The sequence below is a fragment of the Colwellia hornerae genome, assembly GCF_007954355.1.
In the GTDB taxonomy this organism is placed as follows: Bacteria; Pseudomonadota; Gammaproteobacteria; order Enterobacterales; family Alteromonadaceae; genus Colwellia_A; species Colwellia_A hornerae.
In genome coordinates this window covers 18,688-41,351 of record NZ_VOLR01000026.1, presented here as the reverse complement: position 1 = coordinate 41,351, position 22,664 = coordinate 18,688, and the positions used below count along the sequence as shown (strand labels likewise).

Here is a 22,664-nt window from a genome sequence, read left to right as displayed (position 1 = left end):
GTATTGTTAATTTTACTTAATCGCCTTATGACAGAGTCACTTAGCCATTTAAAACTGAGATACTGGCGCCGTTATGACTTTACGAGTAATTTCAGCATTAACTTTCAATGCTTCAACAAAGCTTTGGTAAGCAGATTGTGCAAGTTGTTGCGTTTGCTGCTGTGCCATTCTCGGCTCAAGTGCCTTTTCAACATTACTCGCCGTAACCGCTTGAACTTCTAATAAGGCTAAATCGCCGTTATTTAATGTTACCGTCGTTGCTGAAATCTTACCTTCCGCTGGGTGAGGTAATTTAAAAGCTTCACGGCTTAAGCTAGGGGCAATATCACCACCTGAGCGAGCAACATCGACTTTTTCAACAAAGGTTGCGTTAATCGCGGTTAACTGCTCACTAATATCGTTACCTGCTTTAAATGAAACAAGTAAAGAGTCAGCAGTTGTTTGTGCTAGTTCTGTTGCTTTATCGCTAATTAGCGTGTCACGAATTTGTGCAGTAACGTCACTAAGTGGCTTAACTTCTGCTGGTTGGTATTCTTGTAAACGAATAACAATCGCTAAAGTATCACTAATTTCAATAATGTCTGAGTTTAAGTTCTCTTGCAGTACTAAGTCAGAGAAAGCCACTTCGATTGCTTTAGGGCTATCAAACGGGGCTATATTGCCAAATTTGCTTAACCAGTCTGTCGTCATTATTTTTAAATCAACGGCATTAGCTGCATCGTCTAAACTATCAGGATATTCAAAACTTAATTGTGCCATTTCTTGTTGTAAATCATAAAACTTATTTTGCGCTTTTAATTGACTTACCTTCGCTTGCAGTTCAACTTCTACTTCATCAAAGGCCTGCACTTGCTCAGCTTTTAGGTCGGTTAATTTAATGATATGAAAACCAAAGTCACTTTCAACAACACCACTTACGCTGTTAACATCTGTTAACGCGAACGCGCCTTCGTCAAACGCGTCGCCCATGGCACCGCGTTCAATCCATTCTAAATCACCACCATTTTCACCGCTGAAAGTATCGTCTGAACTTTCTTTAGCTAGAGTAGCAAAATCTTCACCGCCATTAACACGTGCTAGTAAAGCTTCTGCAGTAACTTTCGCTGCAACTTCATCATCACCAAACTCAACTAAAATATGAGCAACACGACGCTGCTCGTCTTGACGATAACTGGCGATATTCTCTTGGTAATAAGCTTTAACGTCAGCGTCACTTACTTCAATTGTTTTAGCAATATCGTTAACATCAAGTGCGATGTAGTTAAGTTTTACTTTCTCTTCGTTTTCAAAACGGGCTTGATTAGCTAAGTAATATTGATTAATTTCGTCATCAGTTAACTCAATACCGGCTTTAAATTGTTCAGCGTTAATCGTTGCATAGCGAACGTTGCGCTTTTGGTTTTGTAAGGCATTTACCTGTTTTTCTTGGTACGGCAAGTTAAACTCACTTGCAACAAGTGCTTGTGTTAATTGGCGACGCGTCATTTGAACACGTAAATAGTCACGAAAATCTGAAGATTGGTAAAAACCCGCTTGGTTAATCATCGCTAAATAACGGTTATTATCAAAAACACCATCGACCTGAAACTCAGTCATCGTGCGAATAGTGCTCTTAATACGCTGATCAGAAACACGAATCGACATATCAACCGTACTTTGATCAATGAGTTTTTCATTGATTAAGTTATCTAATATACCGTTGCGAAAATTCGCCATATAATTTTCATCTGCTGATAATGTTTCGAACATATCACCAAATTGTTGTGCCATACGATTACGTTGTGCTTGATAAGCTTTATTAAAAGCATCTTGTGATATTTTTTCACCGTTAACGTCAGCGACAGATGTGTCAACTGAGTTGGTATAAGTACCAATTCCCGCTAATGCAAAAGTTAAAATAACTAAACCTAGGATTGATTTTGCAATCCAGCCCTGTGAACCTTCTCGAATATTTTCTAACATCTTTTTCTCTATTTATTACGACAGATATATCTTTGTTCAGGATTCTATCAGAAGCATCACTGACCTTGAAGTAGCAGACGAAGATTTAATTATTTTTATAGTGATATAAATGAAGCTATTTATTGGCTGTGTAAAATAAAAAAAGCCTTCGTTTAAAAAGGCTTTTCTAATTTATCTACAAAAAATGAAGCAGATAATTATGGATTAACTGAATCTTTTAATGCTTTACCAGCTTTAAATGCTGGGATTTTAGCGGCAGCGATTTGAATAGTTGCACCCGTTTGTGGGTTGCGGCCAGTGCGCGCAGCACGGTCACGTACTGAGAAAGTACCAAAACCAACTAGAGCAACTTGCTCACCATTTTTTAATTCGTCTGTAACAGCTTCAATAAATGAATCTAACGCACGACCAGCAGCAGCTTTAGAGATGTCTGCACCAGCAGCGATTTTTTCGATTAGTTGAGATTTGTTCACAAGTATTCCCCTTCAATTGTTATTATTCAGTACCGTCATTTGTTTTAGCGTCCTGCAGAAACTTTTATAGTGAGCTTCTTTTGAACATCAGGTACTGTGTTTAAGAAAATAAAATTTATTATTTATTTTTATCTTAACTAAACCCTAATCCTATATATGGATGGGGGTCTAGCGTTATCAGCGACATTAACTTAACACAGTTTCAGTGTTTGAAAAGCAAAAATCACTGTTTTTTGTTAATTTTTTGCTATTTTTTCTTTTATTTACTAAAAAAACAGCATTTTTGTCAAATCATTTACCTAATTTAAATTTTTCTACTGGGTGCTCCAAGGCAATATCGAGTACTTCTTCAATCCATTTTACCGGATGAATAACCAAATCACCTTTGACATTATCCGGAATTTCTTCCAAATCGCGCTCATTATCTTTTGGAATAATGACCGTTTTAATACCACCACGATGAGCAGCCAAGAGTTTTTCTTTTAAGCCACCAATAGGAAGTACCTCACCACGTAAAGTGATTTCACCTGTCATAGCAACGTCAGCTCTGACCGGATTACCGGTTAGACTAGAAACTAATGCCGTACACATACCAACACCGGCACTTGGCCCATCTTTTGGCGTAGCACCTTCAGGTACATGGACATGAATATCGCGTTTTTCATGAAAATCAGCATTAATACGAAATTTATCGGCTCGACTACGCACAACCGTCATCGCTGCTTGTATCGATTCCTGCATCACGTCACCTAATGAACCGGTGTAAGTCAATTTACCTTTACCGGGAACAGAAGCTGTCTCTATAGTTAATAACTCACCACCTACAGATGTCCAGGCTAAACCTGTTACTTGACCTATTCTATTTTCACTATCGGCTTTACCATAATCAAAACGTTGTACACCCAAAAATTCAGATAAGTTATCTTGATTGATGGTGACTTTTTTGATTTTTTTATCTAATAAAATCGCTTTTACCGCTTTACGACATAGTTTTGAAATTTCACGCTCTAAGCTACGTACGCCCGCTTCACGGGTGTAATAGCGAATAATGCCCATAATGGCACTGTCTTCAATAGAAATTTCTTTTTCTTTTAAACCATTACGACCAATTTGCTTATCGAGTAAGTGGTTTTTGGCAATATTGAGCTTTTCATCTTCGGTATAACCCGACAAACGAATAACTTCCATGCGATCCAGTAAAGGCCCAGGAATATCCATACTATTAGAAGTGGCAACAAACATCACATCCGATAGATCGTAATCAACTTCCAAGTAATGGTCGTTAAACGTCGTATTTTGCTCAGGATCAAGCACTTCTAATAATGCAGAAGCAGGATCGCCACGCATATCAGAAGCCATCTTGTCTATTTCGTCTAATAAAAACAGTGGGTTCTTGACCCCTACTTTAGCAATTTTTTGAATTAACTTACCCGGCAAAGAACCAATATAGGTACGGCGATGACCTCGGATTTCAGCTTCATCACGTACACCACCTAATGCCATACGCACGTATTTACGTCCGGTTGACTTAGCAATAGATTGTCCTAAAGACGTTTTACCAACCCCTGGAGGACCAACTAAACAAAGAATAGGTCCTTTTAGCTGACTGACACGTTGCTGAACCGCTAGGTACTCTAAAATACGTTCTTTGACTTTATCTAAACCGTAATGATCTTTATCTAAAATATCTTGGGCAAGCTTCAAGTTACGCTTTAACTTACTACGCTTCTTCCAAGGCACACTGATCATCCAGTCGATGTATGAGCGAACCACGGTTGCTTCAGCTGACATCGGTGACATCATTTTTAATTTACGTACTTCGGCTAAAGTCTTCTCTTTAGCTTCTGTTGGCATTTGCGCATCTTCAATTTGCTTTTCAAGCTGCTCAACTTCGTTTGAGCCTTCTTCGTCATCGCCTAATTCTTTTTGAATGGCTTTCATTTGCTCATTCAAATAATATTCACGCTGACTTTTTTCCATTTGTTTTTTAACACGAGTACGAATTTTCTTTTCAACTTGTAATAAGTCAATTTCGCCTTCCATCAGTGCCATTAAGTATTCTAGACGTTGAGCAACATTCTCTATTTCTAGTACTTTTTGTTTTTCAGCGAGCTTTAATGGCATATGCGCAGCCATGGTATCCGCTAATTGTTCAGCATCATCGATACCTGAAACTGAAGTTAACACTTCAGGGGGGATCTTTTTATTGAGCTTTACATAACCTTCAAACTGAGAAATAGCGGAACGAACCAAGACTTCACAATCGTCTTCGTTAACGGTTTCTACGTCGAGAAACTCGATATCGGCAGTGAAGTATTCTTGTGTTTCAACAAATTGAGTTATACGCGCTCTACGCGCACCTTCAACTAACACTTTCACCGTGCCGTCAGGTAACTTTAACATTTGTAAAATAGTGGCAATCGTACCCGCGCGATAAACATCATCGGCTGTAGGGTCGTCAACTGCCGCATCTTTTTGGGCAACAAGAAAAACCTGCTTGTCGTTTTCCATCGCAATATCTAAACAGCGAATAGATTTTTCGCGACCTACAAATAATGGGATCACCATTTGGGGATACACAACAACGTCGCGCAAGGCTAGAACAGGAATTTCATTGATACCAGATAACTCTTCGGTCATAGGTTACTCTCTCGAAAATCAGTAGGGAAAAAATTGTAGTTAAAAAGTATATGGGGATTTTAGTAAGGCTTTCAACGGATAGATAAAAAAAAAGAGCTAAATGACCAAGGTCATCTAACTCTTTCTATCGAAATACCTAGAAAATTAGCAATGAACAGCTATTCGCTCGCTACTTTTTCCTGCGGTGTATCGTAAATAATAATAGGTTTTGATTCACCTTTTATTACTGTTTCATCGACCACAACTTTTATCGCATTATTCATTGATGGCAATTCGTACATAGTATCAAGTAAGACACTTTCAACGATTGAGCGTAAACCACGCGCACCCGTTTTACGCACCATTGCTTTGTGTGCAATAGCGATTAACGCATCTTCTCTAAACTCTAGTTCAACGTTTTCCATGTCAAATAATGCACCAAACTGCTTAGTTAACGCATTTTTAGGTTCTTGCAATATTTGAATTAATGCGTCTTCATCAAGTTCTGTCAATGTTGCCACAACGGGTAAACGACCAATAAATTCAGGAATTAAACCATACTTAATTAGATCTTCTGGCTCAACATCTTGTAAATGTTGGGTTAGCGTTTTTTTGCTATCTTTGCCGCGAACTTCTGCGCCAAAACCTATACCTGCACCTGTATGTGAACGTTGCTCAACAACTTTATCTAAACCGGCAAATGCGCCACCACAGATAAATAAGATTTTTGAGGTATCAACCTGCAAAAATTCTTGTTGAGGATGTTTACGCCCACCTTGTGGTGGAACTGAAGCAATAGTGCCTTCAATAAGCTTTAACAATGCTTGTTGAACACCTTCACCTGATACATCACGGGTAATTGATGGATTATCTGATTTACGTGAAATCTTATCAATTTCATCGATGTAAACAATACCACGCTGGGCTTTTTCAACATCGTAATCACATTTTTGTAAAAGCTTTTGAATGATGTTTTCAACATCTTCACCAACATAGCCGGCTTCAGTTAATGTCGTTGCATCGGCCATTGTAAATGGCACATCAAGTAAACGCGCTAAGGTTTCAGCCAATAATGTTTTACCACTACCCGTTGGTCCTATAAGTAAAATATTACTTTTACTTAACTCGATACCATTGTGAGAGTCGCCATTACGTAAACGTTTATAGTGATTATAAACCGCTACCGCTAATACTTTTTTCGCGTGATCTTGACCAATAACGTAGTCGTCTAAACTTTCACGGATCTCTATCGGTGTTGGTAAGCTTTCTTTTTCTTCTTTCGGGGAAATTTCTTTTATTTCTTCACGAATAATATCGTTGCACAGTTCAACACATTCATCACAAACAAATACTGACGGACCAGCAATAAGTTTACGGACTTCATGTTGGCTCTTGCCACAAAACGAACAATACAAAAGCTTGCCGTTATCACCGTCACCATTTTTAATATCGGTCATACGGAACCTCAATTTGTTTAATTTCTAATACAGATACTGTTAAGTATTTCATAAATTATCTAGATCACAAAGTTGTGAAATTATTTATCTAATCGTTCTGTTAATATGGAGTCAACTAATCCATATTCAACCGCACTTTCTGCACTTAGAAAGTTGTCACGGTCGGTGTCATGAGAAACTTTCTCTAATGACTGACCAGTGTGCTCGGCCATTAAGGTGTTTAATTTAGTTTTGATATAAAGAATTTCTTTCGCATGAATTTCAAAGTCAGATGCTTGACCTTGGAAACCACCTAGTGGCTGATGAATCATCACACGGGCATTAGGTAGACAATAACGTTTACCTTTTTCACCGCCTGATAATAAGAATGCGCCCATGCTAGCCGCTTGACCAATACATACGGTGCTGATGTTCGGCTTAATAAACTTCATCGTATCGTAAATAGCCATACCTGCAGTTACCGAACCACCAGGCGAATTAATATATAAGTATATATCTTTATCAGGACTTTCAGACTCAAGAAATAATAACTGAGCAACAATCAAATTAGCCATATGGTCTTCAACTTGACCACATAAGAAAATAACACGCTCTTTTAAAAGTCTTGAATAAATATCGAACGAGCGCTCACCCTTAGGTGTTTGCTCAATAACCATTGGCACTAAAGCACTATCGATAGTGCTGGTGATTTTCTGAGAATTATTTTGAGAAGTAAACAACTAAAATTTCCTTTCTATATAAAAAATGGCTCGTATGTCCCCATACCAGCCATTTAAGCGATTGCTTGACATAATGTCAATCTAAAAGGTCTACCAATTCACATTTGTTTCACTAAAGTGCGACAAATCTAAGCAAATGGTAGCGACTAAGACAACTAAGTTTCTTTGCTCAATGGCAAGAAGCTTAAAAGGCTCGGTCTTATTTACCTTCTGGATTCATTATATCTTTAAAGCTTGCTTTCTTATTGTTAACTTTTGCGCTTGCGAGTAACAATTCAACAGCTTGCTCTTCTAATGCAACATTTTGCATTTGTTGATTAAGCTCTTTGTTTGTTGCGTAGTACTCGATAACTTCTTTTGGATCTTCGTAAGCTGATGCCGCTGATGCAATTAATTCGTTAACTTTATTTTCGTCAACTTTTAATTCATTAACTTTGATCACTTCACCGAGTAACAAACCAACTTTAACACGACGTTTAGCTTGCTCTTCAAACATATCAGCTGGAAGCTCTGGCATGTTATTAGGATCCATTTGACCCGCAAAGCGTTGCATTGCTTGCTTACGTAAAACGTCAATTTCTTGAGCGATTAGCGCTTTAGGAATTTCAACATCGTTAGCGGCTAATAAGCCTTCAATGACTTGCTCTTTAACTTTAGCTTTAACCGCTTGGGTTAACTCACGAGTCATGTTAGTGCTTACTTCAGTACGTAATGCTGCTACGCCACCGTCTTGAACACCAAACAATTTGGCAAAATCTTCATCGATTGCTGGTAATACTGGACCTTCAGTTTTGTGAAGAACGATATCAAACTCTGCTTCTTTACCTTTAAGGTTTTCAGCATGGTAATCATCAGGGAAAGTCACTTTGATTGTTTTTTCGTCGCCAGCTTTCATGCCAGTAATTTCTTTTTCAAAACCAGGGATCATGCGACCAGCGCCTAATTCAAGTTCGAAATCTTTAGCTTCGCCGCCTTCAAAAACTTCACCGTCAACACGGCCAGTAAAATCTAAAACAAGTTTGTCACCCGCTTTAGTTTTACGCTTGTTTTCTTTCCACGTTTTATGTTGATTCTGTAATGTAATAAACATTTCATCTAAATCAGCATCAGTAACTTCAACGTCAGGACGTTCAACGTTAATTGATTCTAAGCCTGTTAAAGCAACATCAGGGTAAACTTCAAAAGTAGCTTCAAATTCTAGCGCTTTGCCGTCTTCATTGCTTTTAGCAATAAAACTTGGACGACCAGCTGGATTCATTTTTTCTGCAACAATTGCATCAACAAAGTTACGTTGCATTAATTCGCCAGCAACTTCTTGGCGAACTGATTGACCGTAACGCTTTTGGATAACAGTCGCAGGAACTTTGCCTGGACGGAAACCATTAATTCGCTGGGTTTTTGATATGTGACGAAGACGGTTTTTAACTTCTACATCTACTGATTCTGCAGGAACAGAAATAGTTAACTTACGTTCCAAACCTTGTGTAGTCTCTACTGAAACTTGCATTTTAATACCTCAAAACTTAGCGTTTTAGTAACGCTTTCAATAACACAACTACTTCACAGCTTAATTAGCCAAAGAGTGTGACGTTTGTAGCCCTATAACCAACGCTACAGAAGCCCGAAAAATCAGAGTAAATATCAATACCAATAAATAGTTCCTCGCTCAGCGAGGTTTAAAAGGCATGATAAAGACCTAGATTTTAAAATAATGACGCGAAATTATAGCGATGCTTGTTATAAGAGTCGACCCCTTAATGACGTTATTTTTGACTTATTTTTTAAATGAGCGATAAAACGAGTAAAAACAATGTGTGCTGACTTTATTTAAGTGCAATAAATTAAACATAAAGCACATTAAATTGGTTTAACGGGCAATTAAATAATTTATATCAGATAAACTTATGATTTTTAAATAGAAGTATAAAACGAGGAATTGATAAACAACAGATATACGAATAAGAAGTGGTCGGTGATGCAAGATTCGAACTTGCGACCCCTTGGACCCAAACCAAGTGCGCTACCAAGCTGCGCTAATCACCGACATTTTCTACTTAACTTTCTTTACTACAATATTTAAACACCATTTCTTGAGAAAAATGGGGTGGCTAAAGGGACTTGAACCCTCGACAACCGGAATCACAATCCGGGGCTCTACCAACTGAGCTATAGCCACCATTGTAAAATACTGTTTGGTACGCCCTGCAGGATTCGAACCTGCGACCCACGCCTTAGAAGGGCGTTGCTCTATCCAGCTGAGCTAAGGGCGCACATTACCTACAGACCAAATTTTTAGTTATTAAAATAATTAAAAAAGTGGTCGGTGATGCAAGATTCGAACTTGCGACCCCTTGGACCCAAACCAAGTGCGCTACCAAGCTGCGCTAATCACCGATATGTACTAGGTTAAAAACAACTAAAAACATGTCCCTTTCAACGGATGCGGATATTACCTAGTTGCCTGAGCCCCGTCAAACCTTTTTTATAAAAAAATAACCGTTTGCTCACTTTTAAAACAAGCCGCTTGATAAACACCACTTTTTGCCTATAAATATAGCAAGTCTTAGATTATCAATAAATTCAGTTGCTCGAGCACCTGTTAAAGGTGGATTTTATTTTTTATATCTTCATTTAGCGATATATTACCGAATAAAAGACCATTTAAAGGAACAGTAGCTATAACAGTCTAGGTTTTTATGCGAAAATAGCGTTGTTTTTCACATTTAACTAAGTTAATCGAAACTATCATGACAGCATCTCTTATAGACGGTAAATACATTGCTCAGCAGCTTAGGCTCTCAGTAAAAGAAAAAGTAGCAATACGCATTAAAAATGGCTTACGACCTCCTGGGCTAGCGGTGATATTAGTCGGCTCTGATCCAGCTTCACAAGTTTATGTTGGAAGTAAGCGTAAAGCATGTGAAGAAGTTGGTTTTCTTTCTCGCTCGTATGATCTGCCACCCACAACCACTCAAGCTGAATTATTTACTTTAATTGATGAGTTAAATAATGATGAAAATATTGATGGCATTCTTGTTCAGCTCCCTTTACCAAAAGGTTTAGATGCTAATCTAATCATCGAGCATATCAACCCTTTAAAAGATGTCGACGGCTTCCACCCATTCAATGTAGGTAAGTTAGCACTTCGTCAACCAGGATTGCGCCCCTGCACACCTAAAGGTATTATTAAGCTTATAGAGACTACCGGTATAGACCCTCATGGTTTAGAGGCAGTGATCGTCGGCGCTTCAAATATTGTTGGTCGTCCAATGACGTTAGAACTATTACTGGCCGGTTGCACAGTAACCACCACACATAGATTTACCAAAAATCTTGAAGATAAAATACGTAATGCTGACTTACTGGTAGTTGCCGTAGGAAAACCTGAATTCATTCCGGGAGAATGGATTAAAGCAGGCGCTATTGTCATCGATGTCGGTATTAACCGTTTAGCGAATGGCAAACTCGTTGGCGATGTAGGTTTTGATATCGCTAAAACCAAAGCAGCTCATATTACTCCGGTACCTGGTGGCGTAGGTCCAATGACAGTAGCAAGTTTAATTGAGAACACTTTGATCGCTTGTGAAGAGTTTCACTAAATTTAAGCCGTTTATATAAAGGAACAAACTATGTCTGACTCGATTTATCAGTTTAATGCGATCAACAATAAAAAAGAAACCGTTGAGTTGAAAGACTATCAAGGTAAAGTGATGCTCATCGTCAATACGGCAAGTGCCTGCGGATTTACGCCACAATATGAAGGCTTACAATCACTTTACAGTGAGTATCAAACACAAGGTTTAGCGGTTTTAGCTTTTCCTTGTAATCAGTTTAAGCAGCAAGAGAAAGGCAGTAACGAGGAAATACAGCAGTTTTGTGATCTAACGTTTAATATCAAATTCCCATTATTTGATAAAATTGACGTCAATGGCGACAACACTCACCCTCTCTTTACCTTTTTAAAGGCACAAGCACCTGGAATACTAGGTTCTAAGAGCATCAAGTGGAATTTCACTAAGTTTTTAGTGAACAAGCAAGGCCAAGTGGTTAAACGCTATGCGCCAACCACTAAACCGACTAGCATTAAAGCAGATATAGAAAAGTTACTCGCTGAGTAACTTATAATGAGCAGCCAACAAGTGTTGGTTGCTCTTATTATCTTATTGAGCTTTTGCTACTTTTAACATTTCAAGGTTACTAGCAATATCTTCTGCCGCTGTTCTTGGCGAAATATCATCATCTATTTTCAAGATTTCACCTTCTTTAGAAATATAAAATGTCACACGACTGGCAACCTGCATCATATTCAAGACATCGTAGGCTTTTGCAGTGGCTTTTGTTGGATCACTTAACATCGGAAAATCTGCACCGGTTTTCTTAGCAAAATCTCTATTGTCATCTAATGGGTCAACACTGGCCATCACGTAACTTGCATTATACGCTCTGATCAAATGCCCCTTCTCAACCAATGACTTACATTCAATGGTACAACCACGAGTGTTAGCCATTGGATACCAAGCTAGCACAACAGCTTGCTTACCTTGGTAGTCACTGAGTTGGTAATAATCACCATTGGTGGCTTGTAATTTAAAATCTGGTGCTTGCTCTCCCACTTTTAAATCAGCGGCTAACAAACTAAAACTGGTAAATACGGCTAATAATGTACAAACTACTTTTGATGTTCTTTTCATCAGAGTTACCTTTTAAAAATGAATGGATATTTTGTTGTAATTTTACCTCATTAACCTTTAGCTAAAAGATTATCGAGCCAACTTGTCGGTAGTATACGTTTGAATACGGCAAATAGTTTAGTAGGCACAGTAATTCTGTATCTTATTTTTGGCCGTTTACTCTCTAAGGCATGGATCAACGCTTTGGTGACGTCTGCGGCTTCTAAAGTAAATTTTGCATTCGAGGTTTTACTGGCAAGCCTTGCTATTTGTTGTTGATACTCAACGTGATGAGCACTGTCTTTAGCATCAATGTTTGCTGTAAAAACACTTAAGGCATTGGCGCGAAACTGAGTATTAATAGGACCCGGCTGTAAAAGCACTACCGCGATATTGGCTGATTTCAACTCTAACCTCAGGGTGTCAGATAAACCTTCGATGGCATATTTTGAGGCATTATACGCACCTCGATAAGCCATAGAAACGAAACCCAACACCGAACTACATTGAATGATCCGACCGTGGCCTTGCTTGCGCATAACCGGAATAACTTGTTTGGTCAGCTCATGCCAGCCAAAAACATTGCTTTCAAATTGGCTTATCAGCGCTTGAGTTGGTAAGTCTTCTAATGCGCCCGGCTGACCATAGGCGCCATTATTAAAAAGAAAATCTAGCGTTCCCCCGGTTTCTTTAAGCACAAAAGCAAGTGCCGCATGGATACTGTCAGCTTGCGTTAAATCAAGCTGACAGGCGGTTAAGCCTTTTTCTTGCAGCATAACGACATCGGCTTGCTTTCTTGCGGTAGCAAAAACTTGATAGCCTCTCGTTGATAATGTCAGAGCCGCATCTAAACCAATACCACTTGAACAACCTGTTATTAAAATAGATTTTTTCACGCTGTTATTATTACCTTTAATTCGAAGATTTGCTTTATTGTCGGTGAGCATACTGGGGATATCAAATCAGCACAAGGCGAGATAATTAATGGTATCGAGAAACACGAATGCCTAGCACAATAATTGTTAGGCTAACATGATACACTTTTGTTTAAACACTAAAATGAGTCAAGCAACCATTGAAAGATTGTAATCAATGTGGCAAGTGCTGTATAAAATATGGCGACGGAGGCATAGCCGCTTCCATTGAAGATATTGAAATGTGGGAAATTTTTCGCCCGCACATTCATCAATATGTAATAAAAGATAAGATTTGGTTTAGCCCTAAAACTGGCCAACAACTAACACAGTGCCCTTTCCTAGAAAAAATGCCTAACCAAGAGGCATCCGAACAGGTTAAATATACTTGTGCTATTTATCTAGACCGTCCGGAAGACTGTCGGGATTATCCGAGTAATATCAGTGAGATGATCAGGGATGAGTGTGAAATGATAGACGTCATCGATTTAACTCATCCCCAACAAGCACAAGACAAACTTAATAAATTAATGAGCCGCAGTTAACGCTTATTTTTTGGCACGTAATTTAAAATAGAAAGTGGCACCACTTTTTTAACCGGAAAACCTTCAAACTCTTTGCGTTTAATAACATGCCCTAAGCGACTTTCTATCGCACACAAGTTTCTAAAGTTGTCCTTTGCCACAAATGATACCGCTTCTCCAGAAGCGCCCGCTCGACCTGTTCGACCAATACGGTGAATATAGTCATCAACTTGATCAGGTAAGTCGTAATTAACCACTCGCGTAAGCTCGCCGATATCAAGACCACGCGAAGCGATACCTGTAGCGACAAGAAATTTAATTTTTCCCGCTTTAAAGTCATTAAGTACTTGCTCTCGCATCGCTTGTGTTCTGCCACCATGAATAGACTCGGCACTAATGCCGCGCTTTTCTAGCTGGCTAACAAGTTTAGCTGCACCATGTTTTGTTTCGATAAAGATCAGCGCTTGTTGCCATTGATGTTCAATAATTAAATGACTCAGTAATGCCGATTTATTACCTTTATCAACCGTTATTAACCATTGATCAATTTTAGGTTTGGAGGCGTTATTATTGCCAATTGAGATTTCTGTTGCATTACTAAAGGTTCGCTTTGATAACGCACGAACATCATCAGAAATAGTGGCTGAAAATAATAAGTTTTGACGTTCGAGCGGCAAACGTTCAATAATTTTATTAATATCTTCAATAAACCCCATATCAAGCATTCTGTCGGCTTCATCTAAAACAAGTACTTCGAGTTCATCAAAATGCAAAGCACGTTGATGAGCCATATCAAGTAATCGCCCTGGGGTTGCAACAACGATATCAACGCCCCAAATGAGTTTCTGCCTTTGCGGTTCAATATCAGTCCCGCCGTACATTGCCATCGAACTTAAGTTTAAATACTGACCATAATCACGGATACTTTGTTCTACTTGTACAGCAAGTTCACGTGTTGGGGTAAGAACAAGCGCTCGAATACGTTTGCCACGTAATTTTCGTTCGGTATTAAGTTTTTCAAGCATCGGCAAGACAAAACTCGCCGTTTTACCGGTACCTGTTTGCGCTGCAGCAACAAGATTTTTTCCCGATAAAATAACCGGAATAGCTTTTTTCTGAATAGCTGTTGGCTCACTATACTTTAAGTCAGCAAGGGCTTTTAAAAGCGGTTCACTTAATCCCAGTGTCGAAAATGGCATAATACTATCCTTGAAGTTTAATTTTTAAACCTTTAATAAAGGTCGATAAAACTTCATCACTACAATCTCTATAATGTTTATTGCTGATACTTCTAAAAAATGCACTTAATTCATATTTGGTTAAGCTCAGCTCTGCTAATTCAAGCGTTTCAATCACTTCATCGGCATGTAAAGAAAAGGCAATTTTTAACTTATTAAAAATAGCGTTATTCGTTAAAACATCTTCAGGCACCGCTTGTGGTCCTTCTTTTGCACCTCTTTTCTCAATAATTAAGCCATTGAGGAAGCTGGCAAATTCTACATCAAGTAGCTCAACATAAGTTTCATCGTCTTTTTCTTTATAAAAACAAACCAATTGCTCTGCTGTTATTTCACAGGCATTTAATTTAAAGACAGCACGGGTTTTTTCGTCATCAAAACCAAGTAAAGTACTTAAGCGACGAAGAATATCATTGTTTATCATGTTTAGACCTAGGGAACGTTGTTAAAGTGAAGACAACAGTAGAGTTGTCTTCAGAATGGTAAAAAGTATAGCGCACTCGTTTTAAATATTAGCTAACTCATTTTTGTCTATATATAGTGCTTAGTTAACGCGTTAAAAACGCCATTAAAGACGTTTTTAACAATTAATAAGCTTAACGAAAAGAGCACTAAGCTCTTTTTTGTGCTTGTATTTGGCTATCAAGGTATTCGTCTAACGAGCCTTGAAAATCAACAAGCTTTTTATCTTTAATATCGATAATACGCGTTGCTAAGCTAGAAACAAACTCACGGTCATGGCTAACAAAAATTAACGTACCTTCAAAGTCTTTCAGCGCATTGTTCAATGCATCTATCGCTTCGATATCCATGTGATTAGTCGGCTCATCCATAATGAGCACATTGATATCTGCCATCATTAAGCGACCAAATAACAAGCGATTCTTTTCACCACCTGAACAGTTACGTGCTTTTTTGTTGGCATCGTCATCAGTGAATAGCATACGTCCTAACATACCACGAACACTTAAATCATTGTGACAAGGTCTACGCCATTGAGACATCCATTCCATCAGCGTTAAGTCATTATCAAAGAATGAACCACTATCTTGTGGGCAATAACCCACTGAAGCATTTTCAGACCACTTAACCACACCTTCAGTCTGCTCTAACTCGCTCATTAAACAGCGTAGTAACGTCGTTTTACCAACACCGTTTTCTCCGATGATGGCTAATTTAGCACCCGCTTCTAACAATAAATTACCTTTAGAAAACAAAGTAACACCGTCAAAGCCATGGGCTAAACCTTCAAGTTCTAATGCCTGTCTGTGCATCTTCTTGCCAGGAGCAAAAGCAATTTTTGGCGTAATACGACTTGAAGATTTTACATCATCAAGTTTAATTTTATCCATTTTCTTAGCACGAGAACTTGCTTGTTTTGCTTTAGAAGCATTAGCACCAAAACGGTTAACAAAATCCTGTAATTCAGCAATTTCAGCAACTTTTTTATCATTACCGGCTAATAACTGCTCACGTAACAAACCAGACTGCGCTAAGAAGAACTCGTAATTACCCGGGTAAACCCGTAATTCACCGTAATCGATGTCTGCCATATGTGTACAAACTGAATTAAGAAAATGTCTATCATGCGAAATGATAATCATGGTGCATTTGCGTTTGTTTAGCTCAGCTTCTAACCAAGTAATGGTATGAATATCCAAGTTATTGGTTGGCTCATCGAGTAATAAGATATCAGGGTTAGCAAACAAGGCTTGAGCTAAAAGTACACGAAGCTTCCAACCTGGGGCAACTTGTTGCATTGAACCGTAATGAAATGACTCTTCAATGCCCGCTTCTAATAATATTTCACCGGCGCGACTTTCAGCCGTGTAACCGTCCATTTCAGCAAATTCGCTTTCTAAGTCACCAACACGCATACCGTCGGCTTCACTCATCTCAGCTTGTGCGTAGATAGCATCTCTTTCTTGCTTTACTTTCCATAACGGCATATCACCCATGATCACAGTATCAATAACATTGTGCTGTTCAAAAGCGAACTGGTCTTGGCCCAACGTACTCACTTTGTTGCCCGTGCTAACCGATACATTGCCTGAACTTGGTACTAAATCACCACTGAGTATCTTCATGAATGTAGACTTGCCACAACCATTTGCGCCGATCAAACCGTAGCGGTGACCATTGCCAAATTTAGCCGAAATGTTTTCAAACAAAGGCTCTGCGCCAAATTGCATTGTAATGTTAGATGTAGTGATCAAAGATAAATTCCTAAATAGTGCTAACTAAAAGTGTTAACCAGCAACGGTGAAGATAGCAAAAATAGAAACATATTTAAGACCATCAAAATAAAGTGGCGCATTATACAGTAAAAACTCTATTTTCTCTACTTAATCCTCAATATTTTTGGTTGTTTTTTCACCAATAGCAATACAGAAGCGATTAGTGCTTGATATATTATTAAATAAAAAAATTAAAGCTTGTTCATCACCTCGGGTATTTTCTTGCAAAACCTTATTTGCTCTAGTATTTTATTCGCACAATAAAAATAATATATGCGGATATTTCATGTCTATTGATACAATTTATAAAGTCACTCTACATCCTTTTATCAACGAATCTATTGCTAGCTTAAAATCGATGACCAGTTTATCGGGTAGCGCCGGCGAAGCTTTTATCGATACAGTTGAAGACTTTCGCTTTAAAGGTTATGCCGTTTGTTCTGATATTACTGGCTGTTTAGATGGGGTAATTATGATGCATCATTACCCAGAAACTGCAGTAGCTATTGGTAATTCTGTTTGCCAAAACATGTTTGACGAAGCATATGATTACACAGAAATAAATGACGAGTTAAGTAATGCCTTAGCAGAATGGGGCAATACCATTGTTGGTCGAGCAACCGATTTACTGAGCCGCAACAACTTAAAATTTGATTTTTCTAGCCCTTATTTCATCCATAATTTTAAAGATATGGAAAAGTACTTAGCAGGTGTTAAGGAGATAATAACGGTACCAATTACCGTTGAAGGCGTTGGTCGATACTATTTTAATTTGTTGGTCCGTAATGTTAATTTTCAAACCAGTCATGTTGAAAGAGAGCAAAGTTCGGGTATTGCGAACCCACACAGCACGCCTTTGCCATTAGAAAGCAAAATATTACTTGTTGACGATAGTGCGATGATACGAAAAGCAATAAAACGCTTTTTAACTGGTTTAGGTTATGAAAATGTTATTGAGGCAGACGATGGTAGTACCGCGGTAGAAGCGGTAAAAAACCAAGCCCCTGACTTCCTTTTCATGGACGTTGTGATGACTAAGATGAACGGTAACGAAGCATTAAAAGCTATTCGTGCCAGCGGCTCAAATGTACCTGTGGTAATGTTGTCTTCGGTTACCGATAAAGGACTCGTCGATGAATGCCAAGCAAGTGGCGTTTCTGGTTTTATCTTTAAGCCGATTCAAGCCAGTAATGGCGCAAAGATAATTAAAGATTATTTAAAAATAGTTTAAGCCAGTACGATTAATTATTCAATCAGGCACTTTATTATAAAGATAAAGTGCGCTTGAATTATTGAATATAAATATAAATAAGGAATTTTATAAAAAACATGAAAAAAGACACTGTTTCAATCGGTAACGTTTATGTGATGACCCACTCCTTTTTTTCAGATGTGATAAGAATAGGCTGTACTCCAGATGATGCTGAAGAATATGCTCGGTCACTTTCAAAAAACTCACCAGGTGATTACTCACTGGTATTTTCTTTAGCGTGCAACAATCCGTGTGCTATTAAAAAGAAAATACGCACGTATTTAAACGCTAAAGAATACGTTAACGAATTTTACCAAGTATCGGCAGAGGTCGCTGTAAAATTACTACAAAGAGAAACCTTAAGAATTGCTATTACTAGTGAAGAGTAAACTCACTAATTTTTATAAAAGCATCTCCCTTACCTCGACTAAACAAGGGCTACTTAACCGTTCAACCCTATTTAACTAATAGCTCACTAACAATAAGCTTTAACAAAAAGGTTTCACGTTCAATAGAAAGTCCCTTCTTTTTGCTATTGGCTATGGTCTGCTCATTATGACTGATCGCTTGATGTATATTCATCCAAAGTGGATACATGCCATTATTAATTTCATGCGCTTCAAGCTCGGTTTCAAGTAATTCTTCATCTATCGAGCAAATATAACAATAAGACTCCATATGAATAAGTTCAAAGTCGGGCTTATGCCAAGGTCTAAACTCTTCATATAAACCAAACGCTTGAATATTTTGCACATTATGCGCGCCAGTTTCTTCTTTTAACTCGCGCACTAAGCCGGCAATATTACTTTCGCCTTCGTCGATACCGCCACCGGGTAAACTGTAATCATGATATCGCTTGGTATAAAGTAAAAGAATATCTTCACCCTTTAAGACAATAGCCCGAGTCGCTTTTCGAGTAAATTGGCGCACTGACATATCACGAATGTCAGGATGAATCGTTGATTTTAATAAACGCATAGCAGGGATCTTTAGAAATATCTAGAAAATCAAAGACAGATAAAGCAAATTGTTGTCGTTAAACAATGTTGCATTAACCGTAATAATTTTAAACAACAGTATATGAACATCTTACTACAGTGACACGACATTAGGCGAAAACTTTATAGTATCCGACTAAGTAATGCTAAACACTGTCAAGTATCAAAAATACACTTACTCGGTATTGTTAACCGTAAGGTGATGATATTTTGCTATTTTGCTATTTTGCTATTTTGCTATTTTAATCTTACGCCCAGTGAACAGGGTCAACATGATAATAGTTTTTAAGTTGCTGATAGAGCATCGGATACTTAGCATGAAACTGTTTAGCTTGCTCAAAAAAAACTTCACTGGTAACCGCAAAGAATTCAGCGGGATTTGTCGCTCCATAATAATCAAATAATGACGGCGTCCCGGTTCTTTCTTGCCTCTTTAACTGTTCAAATTGCAAAGAAAAAGCCGCAGACCAACCTTGATAGCTCTGCCCTTTATCTAATATAGGCGCACCATTAGCGCGGCCATTTTCTTGGTCTAACTGGTGAGCAAACTCATGAATGACGACATTACGACCATCATCAGGTATTTTTGCGCCGTCTAAAGTATCTTGCCAAGATAGGACGACTTTACCAAAGTCCCATGACTCACCCGCCAATGCTACTTTTTGTTGATATCTTAAGCCATCAGTTCCCATATTTTGCTGTTGCTTAATAAAAGCCCTAGGGTAAACCAGTATGGTTTGTAATTTAGGGTAAAAATTAGTCTTGCGATTAAGCAACAATAAACATGCTTGGGCAGCAATAGTTATACGTATTTCATCGGTTATTTTAACACCATTACAACCAACGAAGCTTTTCTCCGCCAAGAATACCTGAATATGTTGCTTTAACTGCAACTGCAAATCTGTTGGCATTTGCCCAAAATAAGGCATTCTTTGCTGAATGATTTTTCGCCATGTTTTTTTAAATGGCTGTCGTCTTATTTTATTGCGCTGATATTCTCGCCAATAGGGCTTACCGACAGAATAACCGATAAGTAAAACGCCAATAAGTATGGGAAGTAGATAAGACAACATAATAAATTTTACTGGTTAGGATTTACTATGATGTAGGTCCACGATGATAATATATCAAGCTATTGCCGGTATATTTCATAATTGAAAACGTAAATGCTATTTTATAAGTACGTTAAACCGCCTTTCAAACTTAATGCTGATTGCTGCCAATAAAGTTAACCGGTATACATATTGCGACATTGTGAGTATTATTTTAACGTTAAGTAATACTTATAATAAAATGCTCGATAGCAGGGCAATACTTGGAATTAAAACCACATGAAATTATCAAAAATATCTGCAGCGTTAGCAGCTGTGCTCGCCCTTTCTGGTTGCTCTGAACAAGAAGCAAGCGACAGTAAAGCAGAGCCAAAGCAAACTCATCAAGCGACAGCAACTAGCAGCAATGAATTTAAATGGCAGGTAGACCGTTTTGCTGATATCCGTGTTATACGTTATCAAGTCCCTGGTTTTGAAGAGTTGCCGCTAGAAACTAAAGAATTGTTATTCTATCTCTATAAAGCAGCGCTTTCTGGTCGTGATATTACTTGGGATCATAACTACAAATACAACCTCACCATACGTCATACGCTAGAAGCGGTTATCGCCGATTATGCCGGAGACAAAAGCAGCGAAGAATTCCAAAAGTTCAATGAATACACAAAACGTGTCTGGTTTTCTAACGGCATTCATCACCATTATATGTCAGGTAAATTCAGCCCTGAATTTAGTCCAGAAACTTTCGCAAGCTATGTTATGTCAGTTGCCGAAAAAGGTAAATTACCTTTAAATAAAGACCAAAGTGCTGAGCAGTTAGTGGCTTTACTAACGCCAATTTTATTCGACCCAACGGTTGCACCTAAAATGGTTAATCAGTCTGCTGACATCGACAATGTTGTTGCCTCTTCAGTTAACTATTATGAAGGCGTTACCGAACAAGAAGTTGAAGCATTTTATAAAAGTAAGGTCGATGTAGATCCTAAGCGTCCGGTATCTTGGGGCTTGAACTCTAAATTAGTGAAAATTGACGGTAAGCTCGTTGAGCAAGTATGGAAAGTCGGTGGTATGTATGACAAAGCCATCAGCGAAATTGTCTTTTGGCTAGATAAAGCAGCCACCGTTGCTGAAAACGAGCAGCAACGTAAAGCGCTAACGTTATTATCAAAATACTATAAAAGCGGTGATTTAAAAGACTTTGACGACTACTCTATTGCGTGGGTTAAAGATGTTAATTCCGACGTTGATGTAGTTAACGGTTTCATCGAAGTTTACGACGATCCTTTAGCTTACCGGGGTTCATTTGAATCGGTTGTTTCGGTAAAAGATCACGAAGCAACCAAAGTGATTGCTAAAATTGCCGCAGAAGCTCAGTGGTTTGAAGATAATTCACCCCTCATTGAAAGCCATAAGAAAAAAGAAGTCAAAGGCATTACCGGTAAAGCCATTACCGTGGTAATTGAATCTGGCGATGCATCTCCCTCTACGCCTATTGGCATTAACCTACCCAACGCTAACTGGATACGCGCTGAGCACGGTTCAAAGTCGGTAAGCTTAACCAATATTGTTAGTGCTTATGACAATGTAAAAGGCGGCTCGTTAGCCGAATTTGTCTGGGATGATGCCGAGCTTGCTCGTAGCAAAGAGTTTGGTCCATTAGCGTCTCACTTGCATACCGATTTACATGAAGTTGTTGGTCATGCTTCTGGGCAAATTAACGAAGGCGTTGGCACCCCTAAAGAAACGTTAAAGCAATACTCGTCAGCCCTTGAAGAAGGTCGCGCCGACTTAATTGCCTTGTACTATCTTATGGATCAAAAATTAATTGATATGGGCGCAATGCCAAGCTTAGAAGTGGGTAAAGCAAGCTACGACAGCTATATTCGTAACGGTATGATGTTGCAATTACGCCGTCTTAAAGAAGGTGAGCATATTGAAGAAGCACATATGCGTAATCGACAGTTAATTGCAAGTTGGGCGTTTGAAAAAGGTGCCGCTGACAATGTTATTGAAAAGCGAGTCCGTGATGGCAAAACCTTCTTTGTTGTCAATGACTACCAAAAGCTACGCAGCTTATTTGGCCAATTATTACGTGAATTACAACGAATAAAGTCTGAAGGTGACTTTGCTGCAGGCCAAGCGTTAATTGAAGGCTATGCCGTTAACGTTGACAAAAAACTGCATTTAGAAGTGTTAAATCGTTATGAAAAACTTAAATTAGCGCCATATTCTGGTTTTGTTAATCCTAAATTAGAAGCGGTTTATCAAGGTGATAAAATTACTGATGTAAACATTACTTATCCTGATAATTTCCAAGAACAGATGTTGGAATATGGTAAAGATTATGGTTTATTACCGGTTTTAAATTAATTGCTAAGCAAACCTTAAAATAACGTAAACGTTATAAGAGACCAAGGCGTATGATCACAAAGGGTCATGCGCCTTTTTTATTTTGCTTGAAACGTCCTCTTTATCCTTAAAGTTTTCTTTGGCATAATGTCGACTAGCAATAATAAATAAAAAGACTACAACTAAGTATTTTCCAATATTTA

The 22,664-nt window shown here is 38.4% G+C and carries 19 protein-coding genes and 4 tRNA genes; 6 read left to right on the top strand and 17 right to left on the bottom strand.

The genetic code is table 11. The features are described from left to right. Nucleotides 1-48: 48 nt before the first annotated feature. The 10 genes from ESZ26_RS15925 to ESZ26_RS15880 form a co-directional block, all read right to left on the bottom strand. On the bottom strand, nucleotides 49-1,962 hold the full coding sequence (locus ESZ26_RS15925) for a SurA N-terminal domain-containing protein (RefSeq protein ID WP_146800445.1): 1,914 nt from the start codon (nucleotides 1,960-1,962) through the stop codon (nucleotides 49-51). A 197-nt stretch (nucleotides 1,963-2,159) separates the two neighbouring features. Then, a complete protein-coding gene (gene hupB, locus ESZ26_RS15920; protein ID WP_070374161.1) occupies nucleotides 2,160-2,435 on the bottom strand; it encodes a nucleoid-associated protein HU-beta in 276 nt (91 codons plus the stop codon). A gap of 291 nt (nucleotides 2,436-2,726) precedes the next feature. Further along, complete coding sequence (gene lon / locus ESZ26_RS15915; protein ID WP_146800444.1) at nucleotides 2,727-5,075, bottom strand: endopeptidase La; 2,349 nt, start codon at nucleotides 5,073-5,075, stop codon at nucleotides 2,727-2,729. 158 nt (nucleotides 5,076-5,233) lie between these two features. Beyond that, nucleotides 5,234-6,511: an ATP-dependent protease ATP-binding subunit ClpX gene (clpX, locus tag ESZ26_RS15910; RefSeq protein WP_146800443.1), complete on the bottom strand. Its 1,278-nt coding sequence runs from the start codon at nucleotides 6,509-6,511 to the stop codon at nucleotides 5,234-5,236. Nucleotides 6,512-6,591: 80 nt separating this feature from the next. Beyond that, nucleotides 6,592-7,200, bottom strand: coding sequence for an ATP-dependent Clp endopeptidase proteolytic subunit ClpP (clpP, locus tag ESZ26_RS15905; RefSeq protein ID WP_083278125.1), 609 nt, complete (start codon nucleotides 7,198-7,200; stop codon nucleotides 6,592-6,594). Nucleotides 7,201-7,429: 229 nt separating this feature from the next. Further along, on the bottom strand, nucleotides 7,430-8,737 hold the full coding sequence (gene tig / locus ESZ26_RS15900) for a trigger factor (protein WP_146800442.1): 1,308 nt from the start codon (nucleotides 8,735-8,737) through the stop codon (nucleotides 7,430-7,432). 459 nt (nucleotides 8,738-9,196) lie between these two features. Next, nucleotides 9,197-9,273, bottom strand: a tRNA-Pro gene (locus tag ESZ26_RS15895). Between the two features lie 57 nt (nucleotides 9,274-9,330). Continuing rightward, nucleotides 9,331-9,406 (bottom strand) — tRNA-His (locus tag ESZ26_RS15890). Between the two features lie 17 nt (nucleotides 9,407-9,423). Beyond that, nucleotides 9,424-9,500, bottom strand: a tRNA-Arg gene (locus tag ESZ26_RS15885). Between the two features lie 47 nt (nucleotides 9,501-9,547). Beyond that, a tRNA-Pro gene (locus ESZ26_RS15880) sits at nucleotides 9,548-9,624 on the bottom strand. Between the two features lie 353 nt (nucleotides 9,625-9,977). Here ESZ26_RS15880 and folD point away from each other — a divergent pair. Both folD and ESZ26_RS15870 read left to right on the top strand, forming a co-directional pair. Continuing rightward, a complete protein-coding gene (folD, locus tag ESZ26_RS15875) occupies nucleotides 9,978-10,829 on the top strand; it encodes a bifunctional methylenetetrahydrofolate dehydrogenase/methenyltetrahydrofolate cyclohydrolase FolD (RefSeq protein WP_146800441.1) in 852 nt (283 codons plus the stop codon). Between the two features lie 30 nt (nucleotides 10,830-10,859). After that, complete coding sequence (locus ESZ26_RS15870; protein WP_146800440.1) at nucleotides 10,860-11,348, top strand: glutathione peroxidase; 489 nt, start codon at nucleotides 10,860-10,862, stop codon at nucleotides 11,346-11,348. Nucleotides 11,349-11,390: 42 nt separating this feature from the next. On the opposite strand, the gene ESZ26_RS15865 is transcribed toward ESZ26_RS15870, so the two are convergent. After that, the gene (locus ESZ26_RS15865) at nucleotides 11,391-11,921 is read right to left on the bottom strand and encodes a peroxiredoxin family protein (RefSeq protein WP_146800439.1); all 531 of its coding nucleotides are present in this window, start codon (nucleotides 11,919-11,921) and stop codon (nucleotides 11,391-11,393) included. Nucleotides 11,922-11,971: 50 nt separating this feature from the next. After that, nucleotides 11,972-12,796 carry an SDR family oxidoreductase gene (locus ESZ26_RS15860; RefSeq protein WP_190278412.1) on the bottom strand — a complete coding sequence of 275 codons (825 nt, stop codon included), beginning with the start codon at nucleotides 12,794-12,796 and terminating at the stop codon, nucleotides 11,972-11,974. A 179-nt stretch (nucleotides 12,797-12,975) separates the two neighbouring features. Between ESZ26_RS15860 and ESZ26_RS15855 the strand changes: the two genes are divergently transcribed. Beyond that, nucleotides 12,976-13,359, top strand: coding sequence for a YkgJ family cysteine cluster protein (locus ESZ26_RS15855; RefSeq protein ID WP_146800437.1), 384 nt, complete (start codon nucleotides 12,976-12,978; stop codon nucleotides 13,357-13,359). Here ESZ26_RS15855 and ESZ26_RS15850 read toward each other — a convergent pair. From ESZ26_RS15850 to ESZ26_RS15840, 3 genes are all read right to left on the bottom strand, one after another. Then, nucleotides 13,356-14,537: a DEAD/DEAH box helicase gene (locus ESZ26_RS15850; protein ID WP_146800436.1), complete on the bottom strand. Its 1,182-nt coding sequence runs from the start codon at nucleotides 14,535-14,537 to the stop codon at nucleotides 13,356-13,358. The two genes, ESZ26_RS15855 and ESZ26_RS15850, sit on opposite strands and share 4 nt — an antisense overlap. Nucleotides 14,538-14,541: 4 nt before the next feature. Then, complete coding sequence (locus tag ESZ26_RS15845; RefSeq protein ID WP_146800435.1) at nucleotides 14,542-15,000, bottom strand: YehS family protein; 459 nt, start codon at nucleotides 14,998-15,000, stop codon at nucleotides 14,542-14,544. Between the two features lie 187 nt (nucleotides 15,001-15,187). Next, a complete protein-coding gene (locus tag ESZ26_RS15840; RefSeq protein ID WP_146800434.1) occupies nucleotides 15,188-16,792 on the bottom strand; it encodes an ABC-F family ATPase in 1,605 nt (534 codons plus the stop codon). Between the two features lie 307 nt (nucleotides 16,793-17,099). Here ESZ26_RS15840 and ESZ26_RS15835 point away from each other — a divergent pair, with 307 nt between their 5' ends. After that, nucleotides 17,100-18,044, top strand: a complete 945-nt coding sequence (locus ESZ26_RS15835; RefSeq protein ID WP_146800433.1) for a response regulator — start codon at nucleotides 17,100-17,102, stop codon at nucleotides 18,042-18,044. Between the two features lie 98 nt (nucleotides 18,045-18,142). Beyond that, entirely contained in the window at nucleotides 18,143-18,454 is a 312-nt protein-coding gene (locus ESZ26_RS15830; protein ID WP_146800432.1) for a GIY-YIG nuclease family protein, read from the top strand. Nucleotides 18,455-18,521: 67 nt separating this feature from the next. Here ESZ26_RS15830 and ESZ26_RS15825 read toward each other — a convergent pair whose 3' ends face one another. Together ESZ26_RS15825 and ESZ26_RS15820 are read right to left on the bottom strand one after the other, a co-directional pair. After that, complete coding sequence (locus ESZ26_RS15825) at nucleotides 18,522-19,043, bottom strand: NUDIX hydrolase (RefSeq protein ID WP_146800431.1); 522 nt, start codon at nucleotides 19,041-19,043, stop codon at nucleotides 18,522-18,524. Between the two features lie 268 nt (nucleotides 19,044-19,311). Continuing rightward, complete coding sequence (locus ESZ26_RS15820) at nucleotides 19,312-20,136, bottom strand: M90 family metallopeptidase (RefSeq protein WP_146800430.1); 825 nt, start codon at nucleotides 20,134-20,136, stop codon at nucleotides 19,312-19,314. A 258-nt stretch (nucleotides 20,137-20,394) separates the two neighbouring features. Between ESZ26_RS15820 and ESZ26_RS15815 the strand changes: the two genes are divergently transcribed. Then, on the top strand, nucleotides 20,395-22,482 hold the full coding sequence (locus ESZ26_RS15815) for a dipeptidyl-peptidase 3 family protein (RefSeq protein WP_146800429.1): 2,088 nt from the start codon (nucleotides 20,395-20,397) through the stop codon (nucleotides 22,480-22,482). The last annotated feature ends 182 nt before the right edge of the window (nucleotides 22,483-22,664 follow it).